Below are 19,115 nucleotides of genomic sequence, written 5' to 3'. Positions count from 1 at the left end.
ACTGAACCTGTCTCCCAGGATCGGACAGTCTTCAAATCATTCTGATACAAATCCGAAATCCCGTATCTCAATACGAACTTCTTAAAAAAAGGAGCAGATAAGACTACCCACTCCGTATATATACATGAGAAATGTGACGTACTTACCGGTCTGCCCGGATGTATCTTTTCGACTCGATTACCTGGCCGGTGCTGTTTACCACTGCATTCACTAGGTATTTTTCGTCCATCAGCGTTACATGATATGTTACTTCATCATTAGCACTCAATTCAGAAACACTGCGGATTTCTTTATTTTCAAATTTCTTTTTCAGACTGTAGCGGATGGCTGCCGGCAAATGATTTTCCCGGTAATAACGGATGGTACGGATCAGCTGTCCGTTATGATCAATTACGGCCCGCACTTTTATATCATTCAGATCAAAGCTTGCTTCATTGTTCGCTGCGGTGGTGCTCCAGGTAACATTTTCTGCTTTTCCAAACAGCATGTCAAATGTTTTTAATACCTTTTCATTTACAACCGGGTTTTCATTAACGGCGCCTGCGCTTAATACAAAGAAGGCGGCTACCATACATACGATCCTTTTCATTTTTTATGTTTTAAAAGTTTTAATAATCTGCTTTTCCTGTATCATCCCTTGAAACAACGTGCCACAATAGCAATTAATTAATTATCAACACATTGCATTTCTTATCTTTTTTAAAAGCCCGCAAAAGCGAACACCTACCGTCTGTTTTTGATACAGTGGTTAAAATTTAAGCGCAGAATATTTGTTATCCGGCTTTCTATGCTGATTTTTGTGATCCGTATGTTATTAAAAGATGCTTCTATATTAATTGTTGATGATGATCCGGATGTGCTCACCGCCGCACGTCTCCTATTAAAATCACAGGTAAAGGAAGTAACCACAGAAAAAAACCCCGAGCAACTCCGGTCGGTTTTTTCAAAGAAAGACTTCGACCTGATCCTGATGGATATGAACTTCAACAGCAGTATCAATACCGGTAATGAAGGGTTATACTGGCTGCGGAAGATCCGGGAGCTGGGCTCCAGGGCATCCATCATTATGATTACAGCCTATGGCGACATAGACCTGGCCGTACGTTCGCTGAAAGAAGGAGCTTCCGATTTTATGCTGAAGCCCTGGCAAAACGACCAGCTCATTCAGAACATAAAAGAACTGCTCAAAAAAAGAACCGGTAAACCGGCCGCTGTGGCAACGGATGCAACCCGGGGCGGCAGCGGGTTACTGGGGCACTCGGAAGCCATGCAGGATGTGCTTAAGAAAATCGAAAAGATCGCGCCTACCGACGCCAATATCCTGGTGCTGGGCGAAAACGGCACCGGTAAAGACCTGGTAGCGCATGCCATCCACCAGCAATCCCTCCGAGCACAACGCCCGTTCATAAAAACAGATGTAGGCTCACTCACCGAAAGTCTTTTTGAAAGTGAATTGTTCGGTCATACCAAGGGCGCGTTTACCGATGCACGGGAGGAACGTACCGGGCGCTTTGAAGCCGCCAATAGCGGAACGCTGTTCCTGGATGAGATCGGCAATATCACCCTGCACCAGCAGGCCCGGCTATTGACCGTACTGCAAAACCGGCAGGTTACCAAACTGGGATCTCATCAACCCATTCCGATCGATATCCGGCTCGTTTGCGCCACCAATGTACCGCTGGAGGAACTGGCCAATGAAAAACGGTTTCGCAAAGATCTTATCTACCGGATCAATACCGTGGAAATCATATTGCCCCCGTTAAGAAAAAGGACGGGCGACATTGAACTGCTGGCGCGGCATTTTGTAAAACAATACAAGGAAAAATATTTTAAGCCCAACCTGGAGCTGGATAAAAAAACAATCGACAAACTCAATCACTATCATTTCCCGGGCAATGTGCGCGAACTGCAATATGCCATTGAACGTGCAGTGATCATGAGCGACGGCGAAGAACTGTTGCCCGGAGATATTGTATTTTCACCCATCGAAAGCCGCGACGTGGAACTGGCAAAGGCCCCCGAATCCATCAACCTGAATGTGCTGGAACGCAACGCCATCCTGCTTGCAATTGAAAAAAACAATGGCAACATTACAAAAGCTGCAAAAGAGCTGGGGCTGACGCGTACCGCACTTTACCGCAGGCTGAATAAATATGACATTGAATAAAAAAAGAATCGGACTGATTGCAGCGATCCTGTTGCTGCTGCTGTTAACGGCCGTAATCGCTTGGTGCGGTCTGCGGGGGGATTGGTGGTGGGCCGTTGCCTGCCTGCCTTTCTGGGTCTATACACTGAGCCGGATCATTCAAACAGCGGAGAAGACGGACAAGATCATCCTGGAGTTTGTAGAAGCCGTTAAATACAACGATTTTGGTAAAAACTACAATTCGGCTGCTGCCACCGGGGATATGAAAAAACTGCTCACAGGCCTTAATTCCATCAATGACCGGTTTAAAGCGGTGAATAAAGAACGGAAAGCGGAGAACATTTATCTGCAAACCATACTGGAGCTGACGGGGATCGGGATCCTTTCATTTAACAATGCAACCGGCGAAATCAGCTGGATGAACGAAGCATTTAAAAAAATGACCGATATCCCCTATTTCAGGAACATACACGCGCTTGAAAAACGGAACCCGGAATTCCTGAAGCTTCTATTTGAAATCGAAACCGGGCAAACCACGATCTTCACCTTTAAGAAAGGAATGCTGGATGAAAAGCTCCTGGTGGGCGCCACGCTTTTTTCAACCAACGGCCAAACCGATAAACTGATTTCCCTGCAAAGCATTAAAGGCACCCTCGATGAAACCGAGTCCGTTGCCTGGCAAAAACTGCTGAATGTAATGACCCACGAGATCATGAATTCTGTAGCGCCGATCTCCTCGCTGGCCGATACGCTGAAAAACCAGCTGGAGCCAAAGGAACCGGATGCAGGCACCGCATTGATTGACCCCGAAGACCTGAGACTGGGTCTGGAAACCATTAAAAAAAGAAGCGAAGGACTGCAGCGCTTTGCCATAACGTACCGGAATCTTAATAAGATCACAAAACCGGTTTTTAAAAAAGTGCTGGTCAGCGATGTATTTGAAAACCTGCAAAACCTGATGCAACCTACACTGGATCAAAAGAAGATTCAATTGGATGTCATCTTAAAAGATCCTTTTTTAAGCATACAGGCAGATGTAAATTTAATCGACCAGGTATTGATCAACCTGATGACCAATGCCATTGAAGCGGTGAAGATGCAGCCGGCACCCCAAATCGTCCTTTCGGCTTTCAGCAACGAGGACCGGCCCTATATCAAAATTGCAGACAACGGCGTGGGCATTCCCAATGAAATTGCCGAACAGGTCTTCATCCCTTTCTTCAGCACCCGGAAAAACGGGAACGGCATTGGCTTGAGTCTCTGCAAACAAATTATGATCCTGCATAAAGGCAGCATCCAGATGAAAAGTAAAGAAGGAGAAGGAACAGCATTCCTGCTTTATTTTTGAAGGGCCAGGCTTCAGATATCAGTTGTCAGCTGACTGCTGAACGCTAAAGGCTGAGGGCTAAAAGCTGAATTCTGGAATCTGGAATCTTCCTCCTTACAATACTCCCATTAACTTTTTCGGATGACTTTTAAACCGGTATCCCAGGGTAAGATACACCTCATCATCCCGGGTATTCAGTTTTCTGACAATGAGATGCGTTTGTGTTGCCTGCAGGCTCCCATTGATATATGCATAAAAGACCGGCCCGCTGTAACCCGCATTTATCCAGGCCTGCAGGTTCAATACAGGCTGTACGGAGCGCGCGTTATTGAGTTCCTTGATACCGCCAACACCCCCGATCAAGGCCGGAGAGATGATCCATTTGCCGTTCCGGAACACCCAGTTATAGTTATAGCCGGCACCAACTACCATACTCAGCCACTGGGGATCAGAAGCCAGCAGCTGGTACGTAACAGAATCCCGGATCAATGCCCGTGAAGGCGTTTTCCAGTTAATCTTTTGCCATAGCGGAGTAGCACCAAAAACAACGCCGCCGGCAGACTGCAGTTGCCGTTCGGAAAAAGAAAGCCCTGCCCGGTAAGCATACCGGTTTGTATTGGTAAAATAATACATCCGGGTGCCGGCACGAAACAATTGCATTCCCCGGAATGAGTCAAACCGCGGATGGGGCCGGGCTGTTTGCAGCAGCAAGCCGTCGTATCCGTCAAAAAAAGGATAGATGCTGAACCGGGGCCGGTTATACCGGAATGAGAATGAAATATGTTTCAGCCGGATCCCTTTTGCCAGTTCTGTACCCGGTATACCCCAGGCATATTGGAACGCCAACCATTTATAATTGAGATAAAAGCCGGCATAGGCATTGGTATTTGCTGTAAGCCGGAACTGCGACGGCTTTTTTCCAAAGCCTGCAAAATTGAAGCGGGTTGTATAATACCCCGGGTATACTTCAATGGTATTTTGCCGGTCGAATTCACCAATATAGGCCGTATCTCTTTTTGTCTGCGCCTGCGCGGCATGCTGTATCGCCAGCAAACCGCATATTGCCAGGTACCTGTAAACCGTTTTCATTAGAAATGCCCCATGACTATTTTTACAAGATCGGCCGTATCCCCGCCGAAATGATGGCCGCCTTTTAAAACCGTAGCCTTAAAACCGGGAAGTTTAACCGCCTGCGCCGGAAAATCATTATCATCTCCAGGCAGGATCGCCACGATCCGCTGACCGGCCGCCCGGTTGATTTCGGCCACCACGTCCATACTCCTTTTTTTGGGTGTACCCCACATATCGGCCACGCGGATCACAAAGTCTGTGGTTGGCGATGGTGCCATCAGCACGGTACGCAGTAAATGGCTCTTTACCGCATTACCCAAACGGTTCAGGATAAATGGTGTTACATCTGCACCAAAGGAATACCCAACGATCAACAACTGCTGATTGGCCCTTCCCTTAAGCACTCCATTAAGATAGCTGGTCAATTCCGCCGCCACCTGCTCCGGTGTTTTTTTATTCCAGAAATACGATTTGGAATTAATAGCCGTAACGGTATAGCCCGACTGGTTGATTCCTTTGCAAAAATCATTGGTAAAGCTGTTCAGCCCCCCGTCTCCGCTGATGTAAAGCACCAGGGGCATTTTATCGTTGCCCTGCCAGTTCTTCAGCGGCAGCGTGGCAGCGCCGGTGGCAATGGTATGTAAAGACCATAAGATTCCGCAAAAAAAACAGATCGTTTTCATTTCTTAATTTGTATCTGATAAGGGTTTCATTACTTTTCTGAGCGCACCCGGGATCTGCAGCAGATCGAAGTCATTGCCAAAGATCATGTATTTGTTTTCCCAGATGGTGGCATACTTTTCTTTAAAATCGCGCAGGGTTTTATAATGCCGTAAACTGCCCATGCGTTGCGAAGCATATTTAATGATACGTTCAGCGGGATTATCCGGCGCATTCATGCCATTCAGCGGAATCATTCCCAGGTTGAGGTATTTATATTGTTTAGACTTTGCGTATTCCGTTAACTTCACAATCATCGCGTCCATACACCCCCCGGGCGCTTCCAGCCGCTTGCGAATCAGGTCATAAGTACATTCCTCCGGAGTATAATCCCTGATAATGTTCAGGAAGGCTTGCACAGCGCCCGCTGCATCTTTTACAAGGATCAGATCCGTTTGCCGCATTTCTTCCAGGTTAAACATCCCTTGCGAAAACACCATTTCCTTCTTTTCAAATTTGTCCAGCCACTCTTCCGATACGGACTCCAGTTCCCGCAACAGTTCATCGCTGTGGGGTGCAGACACCAGTACTGTTTCATATCCTTTCTTCTGCAAACTATTCAGTCCGTTACGCAGCGATTTGCGGTCTTTTCCCTCCAGTGTAAATTGTTCCACTTCCATAATAGCCTCCTGCCCTACAAAGATCTTCATCTTCTTCAGGTCTTCAAAATACAGCAAGCTGCTTTCATCCACCCGGTAATACACGGTCTTCAGCCCTTCCTGTTTACAAAAAGCTTCGAATTCCATCAGCACTTCTACCTTGTCTTCTGCTGCACAAACCGGTTCTTCCAGCACCACGGCAAAATCGTTGGCTACCCGGTAGGCGGTAAACCCGCTGGCGATACCGGAAAAAAACAACTGCTTATCGGGCATTATTTTAAAATAATCAACGGCCGACCGGCCATGTTCTTCCAGGATCTCCACTGCCATTTGCGATGCTGTTTTGGCATCCGGAACAGGTTCTTCAAAAATCCTGGGGCGCAACAGGGAATAGATCAGCAGCAACCAGGAACAGACGCCCAGGAACCGGGTTATATTCACAAAGTCGCGTCCGAAATGCGTTTTAGGCGTAAGCTCGTCATCTGAAAACAACAGGAAACTCCGGAGTGTGTAATACAGAGATTGGCGCCAGTTAAAATCGATACCAAAATGCCGCTTGTCGATAAAATAAAAGCTCAGAAAATCAAAAAGACAAACCGAAAACAACGTGATAAAAAAAGTGGCAAAGCCAATGCGGATCCACCGGGGATTTTCCCGGATCCGGTATTGTTTACTGTTAGTGATCAACAGTACCAGGATAAATCCGGCCAGCATGCTTTCTTCGTAATCGAGTGCTTTCGCAATATTACCCAAAATGGAAAGCGCGGTAAATATCAACGCTGCAATCCAGGCGGCCCGCAGTCCCTTGATCAGGTATGCCGAAGTTACCAGCAACGAAATCCCCAGCACCAGCACCATTAGCTTGGAGGCATGAATGGCTTCAACAGGAAGATAATACCGGTCCAGCCGCATCCGTTCGGCCAGCGGCGGTGTGGCTACGGAAATAATATTAACGATCCCCAGGAAAAAGATGGCGATCGCCGGCATAATACGCGCTACCAGTTGCCGCCCCCTCCATATAAACGCAAACAGCCCCAGTACCAGGGGAATCCAGAATTCAAACACCCGGTACAGCAGGGTAATGCCCAGGCCTTCATCATGGCGGTAGCCATACCCCATAAAAATGTATAACATGGTAAACTCTACCGCACCCAGGCCCCGTAAAAAAGGCGACAGGATCATCAATACTACAGAAAGGGTATACCCCACCGCCGCTACCTGGAAGGAGGGCGCAGCGCCCAGCGCATAAATGCTGATGTAAACATGCGCAATGCCGCAGCACTCAATTGCCAGCGATGCGGCAATGGTCAGCCACAACTGCCGCTTGTTGATGGTTCCGGAAAAGACCGCATCAATGTTATTGATCACCGAAGGAAATTTCCGGCTGACCCACTGGTATAATACACCCTTCGTTCGGAACGCGTATACGAGCAGGAATACAGCTCCCAGCAGCAGCCCCAGTAACAGCAACGAAAGCCCGGCAGCCCCCGCATGCCGTTGTTTGCCGATAGTATAAAGAATCACCGGTACCCCGATCAGGAATACCGTCAGTAACCCTACATATCCATAAATAGCGCTGGCCTGGTGGATCTTTGTGGCATTCAGGTTCCGCCTGCGCAGCTGCGATGTGGTATACGCCAGCGAACTGATGCCACCGGCCGGGAGAAATACACTTAAAAAATTCCGCTTCAGAAACAGTTCCACGGCATCCGGCAACTTCAGCTGCATGCCCATCGCCCGGAAACTGTAAATATACATCAGCGCCTGCAGCAATACATAAAGCACTGCTACTGCCAGTCCGGCAAGGATCCAGCTTCCATCGGCAGCCCGCAGCTGTGGCAAAATAGATTGCAGTTCCTTTCGTTCACTTCTGAAAAACACGAAGGCCAGCAGGATGACGAGCACCGCCAGGATTTCTTTCCAATAAGTCTTGGGCGAAAATTTCCGGAATTGCTTTAATATCCGCTCTTTCATAATCCGTTTGGTTCAGTTATTTGAGCCGGTAAACATAACCTAATTTTAATGCAAAACCATGCGGATTTACATCTAAATTGTTAAAAGAAAGATGAAAGGCTTTCATGCCTGCTTCGATGAAAAAACCGGATCTACGCGACACGGTATAACGGGTGCCGGCTCCCCCGTAACCATAGAACCCGCTTTCTTTAATTGGATAACGGGTACCGGGATGATCCTGAAATTCTTTATCGTACCGGGCGAAGCTGATCCCTTCCTGAAGATGTATATAAGGCGCCCATGCGTTAAAGTAACCGATGTAATAATATTCGCTCAGGTAAACCGGAGCAAAACGAAGTGCATACAGGTTCCAGCCGTTGTCGTCATGAAAGGAAGTACCTGAATACGCTAAACCTGCCCCCAACTCCCATTTGCTTCCCAAAAAGCGGTTATAGGAAATACTAACTCCGGGGAAATGCGTGCCATGTGTACTATACAGGTCTTCTGCACTCAGCCGGAGGGCTGACCCGGTTTGCGCTTCCGTTTTTACAAACAGGAATACAGTGGCAAGGGTAACAAAGAAGGGGCTTCTCCGATAGAAAGCGTATTGGTTTAAAAAATGCATATGTAAAATTAAGACTTAAAAAAACAACCTCACCAGGTGAGGTTGTCTCAAATATCCAGGCATTTACCTGTATCCACATTTAAGAAGCAAAATGGCGTCACTTCGTCTTCATCTCCTTTTTTGCTGCCTCTTTCTTCATGTGTGCATGGTGTTTTTTACCAGCTTTCCCTTTTTTGTGCGGTTTGCTCATTTCTGTTTTTGCCGTTTTGTTCGGCACATGCATGCCTGTTGCGTTTACGGCCACTCCTGTGGTTAATAGAATCATCGCGGCTACCAAGATCTTTTTCATTGTTACACTTTTAATGATGATCAAATATTGTTTTTCCGAGTTAAAATTACCGCCCGGTTACTGTCTTTTAAACCTACAATAGACGGATCGGCAAAACGGATCGGCGAAAACGGGGAAGCGTACGCTCTGTTTTCAGATTTGAGATTGAGATTTGGAGTTTGGGATTTGTGGTTCTACATCCAGCATATGTACGACTCTAACTGGAATATATCCACCTGCTGTAAGCTGATAGCTGTCAGCTTTTAGCGTTCAGTGTCGCATTTAGCACACAGCGTCCAGTAACCAAAAAAGCCCCCCGTTCACACGGAGGGCACCTTAACAATCAAGAACTCAAAACGTATTTACTTCTTATTTTCTTTATAGCGTTTATCTGGCGTACCATCTTTTTTTAAATGCTGATTTTCCTTATACCGTTTATCCGGTGTACCATCCTTTTTTACATGCGCTGCAGCCGGTGGTGCCGCCTTCGTTTCGGCAGTGGCTTTTTTCTCTGCGGCTTTAGGAGCCGGTTTTGCTGCCTGTGTTTTTGCTGCTTGCGGTTTGGCCGGTTTTGCCTGGGCCGGGGCCGTTTGTGCCTGCGACAGATTAAATGTAATCAGCGCAAGCAGGGCGATAAAAAGCTTTTTCATTTTTTTCGTTTTTATATTTATGCCTTAAAGATACATCCGATATCAGCGGCCTTTCCCGTTCAATAGACGAAAAGGCAAAAACAGTCGTTGAAACAAAAACAGAACAAGACCGGGAGTCCGGCCACAGCGTTTATTTACTTTATCTTAACAATTTAATATCAATTGCGTAATAAAAAACAATCAGCTTCTCTGCAACCTCGGCTATATACCGTCTAAAGCTGATTGTTTGCAGCTGTTCCCTAACGGCAGGGGCTTTTAATTAAACAGGGTTCATTATATCGGCAACATTTGCAATCGTATTGGATACTTGCAGCATTCAAAAGCGAAACGTTTTTCCCAATATGCCAGAAGCAGTCGCAAAAGAGCGCCGCTTCTGGCCTGGGCATGAAAATTAAATAGCATCCAGCATTTCGAAACGATGAACTTTACAATCGTTTTCAATTGGATCCAATCGTCGCCAGATGATTATGTTTAATTAAGACTGGATAAACTCCAAAAGGTCTTTATTGATCGTCTGATGCTCTATGGTAGGCATTCCGTGCGAGAAACCCGGGTAAGTAATCAGCTTCCCGTTTTTCAGCAACTTTGCAGATTTTATAGCTGAATTCTCTATTGGTACGATTTGGTCGTCTTCTCCGTGCAACACCAAGACCGGAATATCAACCGCCTTTAAATCTTCCGTAAAATCAGTTTCTGAAAAAGCTTTAATCCCATCATAATGGGCAACGATACCCCCCATCATTCCTTGCCTCCACCAATTTCTCTGTACGCCTTCCTTTATATCTGCACCTCCCCTGTTATAGCCATAGAAAGGAAAAGTTAAGTCAATGTAAAACTGGCTTCTATTATTTAACGTCTGTTCCCTGATATTGTCAAACACCTCCATGGGAACCCCATCCGGATTAGATTCGCTTTTTACCATAACAGGTGGAACTGCACTGATTAAAACAGCTTTCTTCGCTCTGCCGTTAGCGTACTTGTTCACATAACGGATTACTTCACCGCCCCCTGTGGAGTGACCGATGTGTACCACGTCTTTTAAATCTAAAAACGCAACCAGTTCAGCTACATCAGAAGCGTATTGCTCGATAGTGTGATTATAAATATTCTGGCTGGAACGACCGTGACCTCTTCTGTCATGCGCAATGACGCGATAGCCTTTTTGTAAAAAGAAAATCACCTGTGCATCCCAGTCGTCTGAAGATAATGGCCATCCATGATGAAACATCAATACCGGGCCGTCTCCCTGGTCCTTGTAAAAAACCTCTGTTCCATCTTTTAATTTTAGCGTGCTCATTTTTTTTAATTTTAAAGTATGATTGTTAATGCTAAGTAGTCCTTGTCGTAATTCTTCAGCTAAAGTAGTGCAGCCAAATGCATTCAATCTTAACCTAGATTAAGATCACAAAAATTATGTGTAATTAAACTTAAAAATCATTTTATCAGCAAATCAAACGCGCCCTGGATAATAATCCAATCTTTCATTTCAGCATCATGCACAAAAACCGGTTTATTTATCATGCACCCTGGTTTATCAGGCATCATTTTGCAGATCGGCAACGCTAAAACACGTACAACGCGTCCGTTTTCCCGCTGATCAGCGGCAGTATGGGAACGTTTGTAAGAAGGAAGCCTATACCGAGTTATCGCCGGGCCTCAGGATCCGTATCAACCCCATAGTGGGCAGCTTCGTAGGCCGCTGCTTCATCCAGGGCATGCCGGCAAATTTCTTCCAGGCCCCGAAACACCTGTGAAAAGGATGGATCGGCCGGTTCAATATGCTCCAGTACCGACAGATAGGGTTCCGTACGATCAGTAAGTCCTAATGCCGCCACGGTAGTTTTCATACTATGTGCCGTTCTCCGTACACGATCAGTGTTACCCTGCTCCCAGGCGGTTTGTATCCGGCTCAACTCTTCCGGCACCATTTCGCAAAACTGTGTGATGATTTCTTTTTCATAGTTCCTGTTGCCCCTGCTTACCATAAACAGGTAGCCGAGCTGCAGATACTGCAATCCGTTGTTTACCCGCGGTTCAACCGGTGCTGCCGCAACAGTGGTTTGCGTACGGGGCTCATCCAGCCACCGCACCAGGAGGTGATGCAGCTGGGCTTCATCGAGCGGCTTTGAGATATACGCATCCATGCCCGCGTTCAGGCATTGCTCTTTCTGACTGGTGAGGGCGTTAGCCGTCATGGCAATGACCGGCAGGGTAAGATGCAGCTCATTCCGGATCACCGCGGTGGTGGTAAAGCCATCCATTTCCGGCATCTGGATATCCATCAATACCAGGCTGTATTGCTGCTCCTTCAACAGCCGGATCGCCTCGCTGCCATTAAATGCCATCTCAAAACCAACCTGCCAGCTCTTTAGCAGTTGCGCCAGCAACAACCGGTTCATTTCATTATCTTCAACAACCAGTATTTTCTTGTGTGCCCATTCTGTTTGCGATACTTTTGCCGGCGGGTCTGTCCAGTCATCTTCAGGAACACCGTTTACCGGCCGGAACGGCAGCAGCACTGTAAATACCGTGCCAACACCTTTTTCGCCGGTAACGGCTATGTTTCCATTGAGCAGCTGCACCAGGTCTTTTACAATGGTTAATCCCAAGCCGGTGCCGCCATACCTGCGCGTAATGCTTTCATCGCCCTGGCGGAAACGGGTAAACACGGCAGTGCGTTCTGCAGCATCCATGCCAATACCCGTATCCGATACCACAAAGCCTACTATCACTTTATCGCCGGTAGCCTGTTTCCGGTCAACGGCTACTGTTACCGTCCCTTTGTCGGTAAACTTAATGGCATTGCTGACGAGGTTTACAATAATCTGGGTCAGCCGTACTTTATCCCCTTCAATCATTTCCGGAACATCATCTGCAACCTGAACAAAAAAATCCAATCTTTTTTCCTGGCAGCGCTGCCGGTAAAGATGCTCAATCGTAGCCACCGTTTCCCGGAGGTTAAAGGCAGTTGCTTCTACCGGCATCATTCCCGCTTCGATCTTTGAGATATCGAGAATATTATTTACAATCTGCAACAGGTTTTCACCCGCTTTATGGATGAGTTCAGTATAACGGCCGGTTTCCGGATCGGCCGGCTTTTTTTGTAACAACCCGGTAAAACCCAGGATCGCATTCAGGGGCGTGCGGATCTCATGGCTCATATTGGCCAGGAAGTTTTCCTTAGCCTCTGCCGACCGCCGCGCCCGTTGTTCGGAAACGTTCAGCTGATGGATCAACCGTTGCTGCTCTCCCATTTTATACGAGATATATCCAAAAGCCAGCAGGGAGGCCACGGCTGCAATTACGGCCAGGATGGTTCCAAAGGTTTTGGCATTTCTTCCGTTCCGGTCTGCACTCCGGATCAATTGCGTAACACTTACCTGGTATTGCCGGTCGATCCGGTGTGCGAGGCTGTTAATGGAATCCGTAAGCCGGGTTTCTTCCTGGTCGTTGATCAATGCTTCGGCCGCATCTTTTCCGTCGCCGGCAAAAGTGCGCAGCACTTCCCGGTTCAGTTCAATCTTTTTATTTACCTGGCGTTTCAGTTGCAGGATGCCCGCGCCCACAACCGGGTTGATTTCAAAAGAGTCCAGTGTTTGAAAGGATTGGCTAACCTTCCGGGCCTGTTGCTCAAACCGTCCATCCCGCAAATCATGGCCCCGTATTACAATACTTTTGGTTTCGGTTTCCAGCTGTGTTACATTTTCCTGGACTTGCTGTAATTCCATTTTCAGCTTTAATACATTCATCAGGTCTTCGTTGCCGTTGATGAGCTGGTTGATGCTTTGACTGGAGTTGAACTGCAGGAACACAATGACGATAACGGCCACTAAAAACGTAACAACAAGTATGTACCGAAAAGAAGATTTCATAACCGGCAATTCCCGTCAAATATAGTTTAATTATCAGGCATCGTCGCGACGGCTGGCGGTAATGTTCCAGAATAGTTTTATAAAAACAATAAGATCGGCCACAATAAGGGCCAGGAACAGAAACATGACCAGCCGGTTCCGGAGTACATATAATTCATACAGCAGGCCATATACAAAACCGATCAGCAACAGTGCCGAAAGCGTCATGTATATGATTTTCCAGGTATTCACGATGCTGGTTTTTATCTTAGCATAAAATTACAGCCCCGGCGGCCGGCATTACGGATGCAATCGCCGAATGGGCAAAAAGGGTCGTTGGGGGTAAGCACCTCAGCTTTTAGCCATCAAGCCGTCAGCTATCCGTTTTCAGCTAACGCCGTCGTGAATTCAGAATCCGGAAGCGGGAATCGAGATTGCAGAATGGAGCATGCAGCATTCAGTGGTGAGCATTCAGAATGGAGAAGTGATGAGAAATCACCATGCATTAAACGCGATCCAACCTGGAACTCTGAACGTTAAACCTGGTACAAATCCTTTAAAGCACATTTAGCCGTTTATTGAGCGCGCTTCGGTAAGCATCAGCAACGGGCACGGGTTTGCCGCCGATGATGAGCGTTCCCTGTTCCACACTGTCGATCTTATCCACTGCAACAATATAGGAACGGTGCACCCGGATGAACTGCCGGGCCGGCAACCGCTCTTCCACCGTTTTCAGCGGACAGTGTACGGCATAAAATTTCTTACCAGTATGTAATTTTACATAATCGCCCATGGCTTCTGCATACAGGATCTCATCGAAGCCCAGCCGTTTTACCACATTAGAATCGCGTATAAAAAGAAAGGCATCTGTTTGCACATCCAGTTGCTGCCGGTTGCTGGCAATAATTTCTCTTGCGCGGTCAATGGCCTGCAGAAAACGTACCGGCTGCACGGGCTTGGTAATATAGTCTGCTACATTCAGCTCAAACGCTTCGATCGCGTATTCTTTTTTTGCGGATATAAAAATGATCACCGGCCGGTTATCTCCCAGGAGCCGTGCCAGCTCCAGCCCGGTCATTTCTTCCATTTCAATATCCAGCAATAACAAATCCACGGGCTGCTGCCGTAACCGGTTACTGGCCTCCAGTGCACCGGACGCCTCACCCACCACATTGAGATCGCTCACCTGGGCTGCCAGTTGTTTCAATGTGGTGCGTGCAATTTTGTTATCATCAACAATCAAACAGTTCATAAATACCATCCTTTGAAGCTGCTCAAATGTAGAGCTTATTTTTGGTTTGCCGCTCATCGTTTCCGGTAATTGCATCTTACAAAAAATACAAAAAGGCATACTCCTGGTTCTGATAATTTTCATCTTTACTGAACAACTTTGCATAAGTTTTTGATGCAGACGCAACGATTTTTACCGCCGGTCCGGTTTACCGGTTCTTTAAAATGGATTTCTGCACAGGATGTTCTATTTTTAGCCCTCCATCGCTACTATCATGTAATTTATATGAAACTGACAATCACATTTCAAAAAGGAATCGTTATTCTTCTGGTGTTTTTCTGCCAGGCCGCCTTGGCTCAAACGGGTTTCCCCAAACCACTGCGGCTGGGTTTCAATATCGGGATGGATAAGGTAACGGTGGAGGGCATGAAGGCCGCGAAAGCTGCGGGTATCGATTGCATCGAAATTGGCATGGGTGGCATTGTGGATACGGCCCGCAACTTTTTAAAACCAGATGCAGCCGTTTTTGAAATAGCACAGCGCGCCCGGAAAGCGGCAAATGAAGCCGGTATACAGATCTGGTCGGTTCATATGCCTTACGGGAAAAACATCGACCTGTCGTTGGGCGATGAAGCTGAACGGAAAGCCGTTGTGGAGATGCATACACGTGTGTTAAGATATGTAGCCGTTTTAAAACCGCATATCATTCTTTTTCATCCCAGCTGGTATTTAAACCGGGGTGAACGTCCGCTGCGCAAAAAGCAACTCGTGCAATCCGTAAAGGCGCTAAATCCCCTGGTAAAGCAACAGGGCTCGATAATGGTTATTGAAAACATGCTGGGACCGGAACTGCAGCACGGGCCGGTACGGGAGCGTCCGTTGCTACGCACGGTGGAAGAAGCGGTTGAAGTAATGAACCTGCTTCCCCGCGATGTGTATTCGGCCATTGATCTGAACCATATCAAATACCCCGAAAAGCTGATCCTGGCGATGGGCAGCCGTTTAAAAACCCTGCACGTGGCGGATGGCACCGGTCGTGAGGAAAACCATTATTTTCCCTGTAACGGTAAAGGCGAAAACAACTGGGTGGCCATCCTGCAGGCACTGGACCGGGTACATTACGACGGCCCTTTTTTGTATGAAAGCCATGCATCCAATGTAGCCGATTATAAATCCTGCTATCAATCGCTTTACGCAGCAGCATTTAGTACCGGCCCGGCGCTCAGCACGATGCTGGCGCAGAAAATTTTTCCGCTTACCGGACAGCTGGGAACCCTGCAGACAACCCGGGCCTTTCAGACCAGTATACAGCCGCTCACCCAGGGCTATGCGGCACAACTGCAACAGGCCGCCCGGAACTGTACAGATCGGGCATGCCTTGCAGCTGCATGCAGCCTGTCACCTGAACTCATCCGGCAAGCGGGCGATGCCTGGGTTAAAGAATACGCCCGCAATGCACGTTTGAAGGCCATTGTTGCCGGGCTCCGGAAAAACGAAACTTACTACCGGCTGCATGCATTAAAGGATACGGCTTACCTGCGCCAGGTTTGGGAAAACGAAGCCGGCAATATCAACCGGATCTTTAATATTTATATAAAGGGGGATGCACCCCGGTATCCGAAAATTGATTCCATCCGGTTTGGCATAAAGGATAAGGTATATCCAAAAACTCTGAAAGATTACCTGGTACAGGTGGCCGGTAATGCGGCATTACCGGCCACCCCCTTCCATGCTGCCCTCCGGGTGCTGGAGCTTAACGGGCGCTATGAAGCGGCCCGCTTTGAACCCCTGCAGGAAGGTTTGAACCAGGCGCCGTTCCGGCAATTGAAAAAAACCAATTGGAGCCGCTATGCCTACAGCCTGATCCTGGTGCCGGGACTTGGCCCTGAAGACCCGGCGGTAACCCTGGATTCGGGCGGTGCCCGTCGTTGCCATGATGCAGCTGAACTGTATAAAAAAGGGCTGGCGCCGTTTATTGTTGTTTCCGGCGGCAATGTGCATCCTTTTTTAACGCCCTATAACGAAGCGGTGGAAATGAAACGGTATCTTACTCAGGTTATGGGCATACCGGAAATGGCCGTTTTTATTGAGCCCCATGCCCGGCATACCACCACTAATATCCGTAATACCAACCGGATGATCTACCGGTTTAAGATACCGGTCAACAAACCGGTATTGATTGCTACAGATGCCAACCAGACGCGGTATATCCGGAGTAATATGAGCAAGACCGCGCTCCGCGATTTAGGATATCTTCCTTACGATAACATGCAGCCCATTGCCGCAGAACAAACCTCTTATTATCCCAATAAAGACTGCCTGCAAACGGATGCTTCAGACCCGCTGGATCCATAGCCGGGTCCATTGCCTTTTTCATCCCGCACGCTCATTGGGGAGGTATGGATGTTCCCTTTACAAATAGCGGGGCCGGCCGTTTTACAACCGGTTTCGAAAGACACTTTACTAGGAGAATGTGGCAGCGTTTGCCTGGTAATTATACATTTCCTAATTTTCCTGAAAAAATGCCGATCAGTTACCTGAATAAGATAATTCCCTCCGGTACACCCCGCTGGCTGATGGGGCAAACCCTTCATACCCCGGGAAGAGAAAAATTTGCAGGATATAAAGACAAAGGACTCGCCTGGGGGTTCATTGGCCAGGAACAGCTTGACGCCATTGAAATGCTGGAGCTGTGGCCCGACGATCAAACTACAACACAAATACCGCCGGTTGTTGCCAGGCTCCCGAACCTCAAAGCCCTGATCATTCCTTCATGGTTCGTTGCCACACTCCGATCCACAGATCTCCCGGACAGTCTGGAAGTTTTGCAGGTTGGTGTATCAACCGAGAAAAAACCTAAGGTATCCTGGAATAAAGACCTTACCCTGCCCCAGATCCGGTCCCTCGATCTGGGCAGGGTGGCCTCCGATTTCTATGCCGGCTGCTTTCCCGGTCTTCGCAACACGCTAACGATCACAGCCGGTAATAAACGCCTTTTATTGACGGAGATTTGCCGGTGTGCACAGCTAAAACATCTTTTTCTTTATAAAGCAGGCTCCGTTGCCGACCTGAACATGGCCGGCGCTCCCGGTCTTGAATTTGCCGCCTGGATGGAAGCTAGAAACGCAGATTTCGATGGACTTACCGGTTACCACCATCTAAAAGAGGCTGAGATCAAATGGAATAAGTCGCTGATATCCCTGCGCGGATTAGAGCAACTGACCCAACTGGAGCAGCTCGAAGTTTCCGGATGCCCGAAGCTGGAAGACCTGGGGACCGTTGCAGCAATGAGCCGTCTTAAATGGCTGCGCGTCATTGACTGTGGTGCGGCATGGGCAGCGAACGAAACGGAATTGAAAAAAAGATTTACCCGGGCGGGGTTTGAAAAGGTTCGTTTTGAATCTTACGGTAAACACCGGTTGCTGGAGGCCTGGCGTGAACTTTAACTTTTGTATAAAAACCTCTTATGATCGCACTACATTGCAGGAACCTGATTTCACCTTATACGATGCATCGGACATTTATCATTGCTATTATCCTTATATTGACCTCCCTGTGTTCACGGGCCCAGCTGGTTATCATAAAAGGCAGCAAAGGCTTTGCGAACCTGCGCAGCAAACCCGAAAAATACGGGCATACCACCGATCGCGTTGCCGAAGGCAGTGTTTATATGATAAAGGAAGCGAGCGTTCCACCCGGCCACACTACAGGCAATTGGAACTGGCTTACCCAGGGTTACGTTTATCCCGCTTCTGATACCTTATGGAAGCACCAGACGGAACCGCGCGAAGGATACCTGCACGCATCACAATATAAAATGCTGGACGCACTACCGGCGTTAGAACCCGGACCAGTAACAGATAGTTGCCGCTCTTTCCAGAGCCATCAATTGCAGGTGGTCATTTGTAAGCAGCCCTTCCTACCGGCGGCGCACCGCGTGACCAGAAAGAATCAAGTACGATCCGCTATAGACGACAGGCATATTTGGGGAACAGATGGCGGAATACCGGCTGAAGAAATCCGCTGCATTGTCATATATAAGAACGGCCGGGAATGGAAATTGCCGGCCTCTGCCTTTCGCAGTCTGTACCAGCCCGATCTGAATCGTTCTGCCGTATATCTGGGTCAGGGCAACTATATTTACATCGTTATGGCTGGCGGGGACGGCTCTGGAGCCTACCATGCCCTATGGATATGGAAGAACAATGCCCTGGTATCGACAAGCGTTTTTGATCTTCCCTGACGATACCGGATGATTCCAGCCACAAACCGGTACCCGGCGGATGACCCGGTATGACCGTTCACCCCGTGGCAGTTTTTTATTACTTTAACAGCAATCATATGAACCCTATCCTCGAACAATACCTCGAATACCTGGAATCGGAACATGAATTTTCATATAAGCTCCGGATGGAAAGAGCATGGGACGACCAGGAATATGAAAAATGTATCCGTCTTTTATTAGAAGTGATCGAAAGCTACCGGCATAGCCCGTTAATACCAAAATCGGTGGTATTGTTTTTTACGGGTATGTCACATTTAATCGGCCAGATCAGTAACCCCGCTTTCTTTGCCAACAGGGACCCGGCTTACCAGGAGCTGGTTGAAAAAAGAAAAAAGGAGCTGTTAACGCTACAAGAGCAATTCTATTCGGGAGCATTATTCAATGCTTAA

17 protein-coding genes are annotated in these 19,115 nt (G+C 47.8%); 6 read left to right on the top strand and 11 right to left on the bottom strand.

The window, feature by feature from the left end; genetic code table 11:
- Nucleotides 1-142: 142 nt before the first annotated feature.
- Nucleotides 143-589, bottom strand: coding sequence for a hypothetical protein (locus LL912_RS01570; protein ID WP_235551801.1), 447 nt, complete (start codon nt 587-589; stop codon nt 143-145).
- Nucleotides 590-787: 198 nt separating this feature from the next.
- Here LL912_RS01570 and LL912_RS01565 point away from each other — a divergent pair, with 198 nt between their 5' ends.
- Both LL912_RS01565 and LL912_RS01560 read left to right on the top strand, forming a co-directional pair.
- On the top strand, nt 788-2,167 hold the full coding sequence (locus LL912_RS01565; RefSeq protein ID WP_235551800.1) for a sigma-54-dependent transcriptional regulator: 1,380 nt from the start codon (nt 788-790) through the stop codon (nt 2,165-2,167).
- Nucleotides 2,154-3,494 carry a sensor histidine kinase gene (locus LL912_RS01560; RefSeq protein ID WP_235551799.1) on the top strand — a complete coding sequence of 447 codons (1,341 nt, stop codon included), beginning with the start codon at nt 2,154-2,156 and terminating at the stop codon, nt 3,492-3,494. The genes LL912_RS01565 and LL912_RS01560 overlap by 14 nt, the downstream gene beginning before the upstream one ends.
- A gap of 93 nt (nt 3,495-3,587) precedes the next feature.
- Here LL912_RS01560 and LL912_RS01555 read toward each other — a convergent pair whose 3' ends face one another.
- The 10 genes from LL912_RS01555 to LL912_RS01510 all read right to left on the bottom strand — a co-directional run bounded on the left by LL912_RS01555 (nt 3,588) and on the right by LL912_RS01510 (nt 14,462).
- The gene (locus tag LL912_RS01555) at nt 3,588-4,562 is read right to left on the bottom strand and encodes a DUF4421 family protein (RefSeq protein ID WP_235551798.1); all 975 of its coding nucleotides are present in this window, start codon (nt 4,560-4,562) and stop codon (nt 3,588-3,590) included.
- Entirely contained in the window at nt 4,562-5,227 is a 666-nt protein-coding gene (locus LL912_RS01550) for a virulence factor (protein ID WP_235551797.1), read from the bottom strand. The genes LL912_RS01555 and LL912_RS01550 overlap by 1 nt, the downstream gene beginning before the upstream one ends.
- A 3-nt stretch (nt 5,228-5,230) precedes the next feature.
- On the bottom strand, nt 5,231-7,837 hold the full coding sequence (locus LL912_RS01545; protein ID WP_235551796.1) for a phosphatidylglycerol lysyltransferase domain-containing protein: 2,607 nt from the start codon (nt 7,835-7,837) through the stop codon (nt 5,231-5,233).
- A gap of 16 nt (nt 7,838-7,853) precedes the next feature.
- Nucleotides 7,854-8,441: a hypothetical protein gene (locus LL912_RS01540; protein WP_235551795.1), complete on the bottom strand. Its 588-nt coding sequence runs from the start codon at nt 8,439-8,441 to the stop codon at nt 7,854-7,856.
- A 97-nt stretch (nt 8,442-8,538) separates the two neighbouring features.
- Nucleotides 8,539-8,730, bottom strand: a complete 192-nt coding sequence (locus tag LL912_RS01535) for a hypothetical protein (RefSeq protein ID WP_235551794.1) — start codon at nt 8,728-8,730, stop codon at nt 8,539-8,541.
- Nucleotides 8,731-9,071: 341 nt separating this feature from the next.
- Entirely contained in the window at nt 9,072-9,359 is a 288-nt protein-coding gene (locus LL912_RS01530) for a hypothetical protein (RefSeq protein ID WP_235551793.1), read from the bottom strand.
- Nucleotides 9,360-9,834: 475 nt separating this feature from the next.
- Entirely contained in the window at nt 9,835-10,656 is an 822-nt protein-coding gene (locus tag LL912_RS01525) for an alpha/beta fold hydrolase (protein WP_235551792.1), read from the bottom strand.
- Nucleotides 10,657-11,002: 346 nt separating this feature from the next.
- Complete coding sequence (locus LL912_RS01520; RefSeq protein WP_235551791.1) at nt 11,003-13,231, bottom strand: response regulator; 2,229 nt, start codon at nt 13,229-13,231, stop codon at nt 11,003-11,005.
- Between the two features lie 33 nt (nt 13,232-13,264).
- Nucleotides 13,265-13,462 carry a hypothetical protein gene (locus LL912_RS01515; RefSeq protein ID WP_235551790.1) on the bottom strand — a complete coding sequence of 66 codons (198 nt, stop codon included), beginning with the start codon at nt 13,460-13,462 and terminating at the stop codon, nt 13,265-13,267.
- A gap of 304 nt (nt 13,463-13,766) precedes the next feature.
- Nucleotides 13,767-14,462, bottom strand: a complete 696-nt coding sequence (locus LL912_RS01510; RefSeq protein WP_235551789.1) for a LytR/AlgR family response regulator transcription factor — start codon at nt 14,460-14,462, stop codon at nt 13,767-13,769.
- A gap of 264 nt (nt 14,463-14,726) precedes the next feature.
- On the opposite strand from LL912_RS01510, the gene LL912_RS01505 reads away from it, so the two are divergent.
- From LL912_RS01505 to LL912_RS01490, 4 genes are all read left to right on the top strand, one after another.
- Nucleotides 14,727-16,796, top strand: coding sequence for a TIM barrel protein (locus tag LL912_RS01505; RefSeq protein WP_235551788.1), 2,070 nt, complete (start codon nt 14,727-14,729; stop codon nt 16,794-16,796).
- A 167-nt stretch (nt 16,797-16,963) separates the two neighbouring features.
- Nucleotides 16,964-17,887, top strand: a complete 924-nt coding sequence (locus tag LL912_RS01500) for a leucine-rich repeat domain-containing protein (protein ID WP_235551787.1) — start codon at nt 16,964-16,966, stop codon at nt 17,885-17,887.
- Between the two features lie 20 nt (nt 17,888-17,907).
- Entirely contained in the window at nt 17,908-18,684 is a 777-nt protein-coding gene (locus LL912_RS01495) for a hypothetical protein (RefSeq protein ID WP_235551786.1), read from the top strand.
- Nucleotides 18,685-18,782: 98 nt separating this feature from the next.
- Entirely contained in the window at nt 18,783-19,115 is a 333-nt protein-coding gene (locus LL912_RS01490) for an immunity 41 family protein (RefSeq protein ID WP_235551785.1), read from the top strand.

This window comes from Niabella agricola (genome assembly GCF_021538615.1).
Lineage (GTDB): Bacteria > Bacteroidota > Bacteroidia > Chitinophagales > Chitinophagaceae > Niabella > Niabella agricola.
The sequence above is the reverse complement of the archived record's forward strand: the minus strand, read 5'-3'. Positions and strand labels throughout refer to the sequence as shown.

Bases quoted from the DNA above. Each gene is read 5' to 3' on its own strand.
- LL912_RS01530 (WP_235551793.1), bottom strand. From the start codon at position 9,359: ATGAAAAAGCTTTTTATCGCCCTGCTTGCGCTGATTACATTTAATCTG.
- LL912_RS01540 (WP_235551795.1), bottom strand. From the start codon at position 8,441: ATGCATTTTTTAAACCAATACGCTTTCTATCGGAGAAGCCCCTTCTTT.
- LL912_RS01560 (WP_235551799.1), top strand. From the start codon at position 2,154: ATGACATTGAATAAAAAAAGAATCGGACTGATTGCAGCGATCCTGTTG.
- LL912_RS01500 (WP_235551787.1), top strand. From the start codon at position 16,964: ATGCCGATCAGTTACCTGAATAAGATAATTCCCTCCGGTACACCCCGC.
- LL912_RS01490 (WP_235551785.1), top strand. From the start codon at position 18,783: ATGAACCCTATCCTCGAACAATACCTCGAATACCTGGAATCGGAACAT.
- LL912_RS01565 (WP_235551800.1), top strand. From the start codon at position 788: ATGCTGATTTTTGTGATCCGTATGTTATTAAAAGATGCTTCTATATTA.
- LL912_RS01550 (WP_235551797.1), bottom strand. From the start codon at position 5,227: ATGAAAACGATCTGTTTTTTTTGCGGAATCTTATGGTCTTTACATACC.
- LL912_RS01495 (WP_235551786.1), top strand. From the start codon at position 17,908: ATGATCGCACTACATTGCAGGAACCTGATTTCACCTTATACGATGCAT.
- LL912_RS01510 (WP_235551789.1), bottom strand. From the start codon at position 14,462: ATGAACTGTTTGATTGTTGATGATAACAAAATTGCACGCACCACATTG.
- LL912_RS01505 (WP_235551788.1), top strand. From the start codon at position 14,727: ATGAAACTGACAATCACATTTCAAAAAGGAATCGTTATTCTTCTGGTG.
- LL912_RS01545 (WP_235551796.1), bottom strand. From the start codon at position 7,837: ATGAAAGAGCGGATATTAAAGCAATTCCGGAAATTTTCGCCCAAGACT.
- LL912_RS01535 (WP_235551794.1), bottom strand. From the start codon at position 8,730: ATGAAAAAGATCTTGGTAGCCGCGATGATTCTATTAACCACAGGAGTG.
- LL912_RS01555 (WP_235551798.1), bottom strand. From the start codon at position 4,562: ATGAAAACGGTTTACAGGTACCTGGCAATATGCGGTTTGCTGGCGATA.
- LL912_RS01570 (WP_235551801.1), bottom strand. From the start codon at position 589: ATGAAAAGGATCGTATGTATGGTAGCCGCCTTCTTTGTATTAAGCGCA.
- LL912_RS01525 (WP_235551792.1), bottom strand. From the start codon at position 10,656: ATGAGCACGCTAAAATTAAAAGATGGAACAGAGGTTTTTTACAAGGAC.
- LL912_RS01520 (WP_235551791.1), bottom strand. From the start codon at position 13,231: ATGAAATCTTCTTTTCGGTACATACTTGTTGTTACGTTTTTAGTGGCC.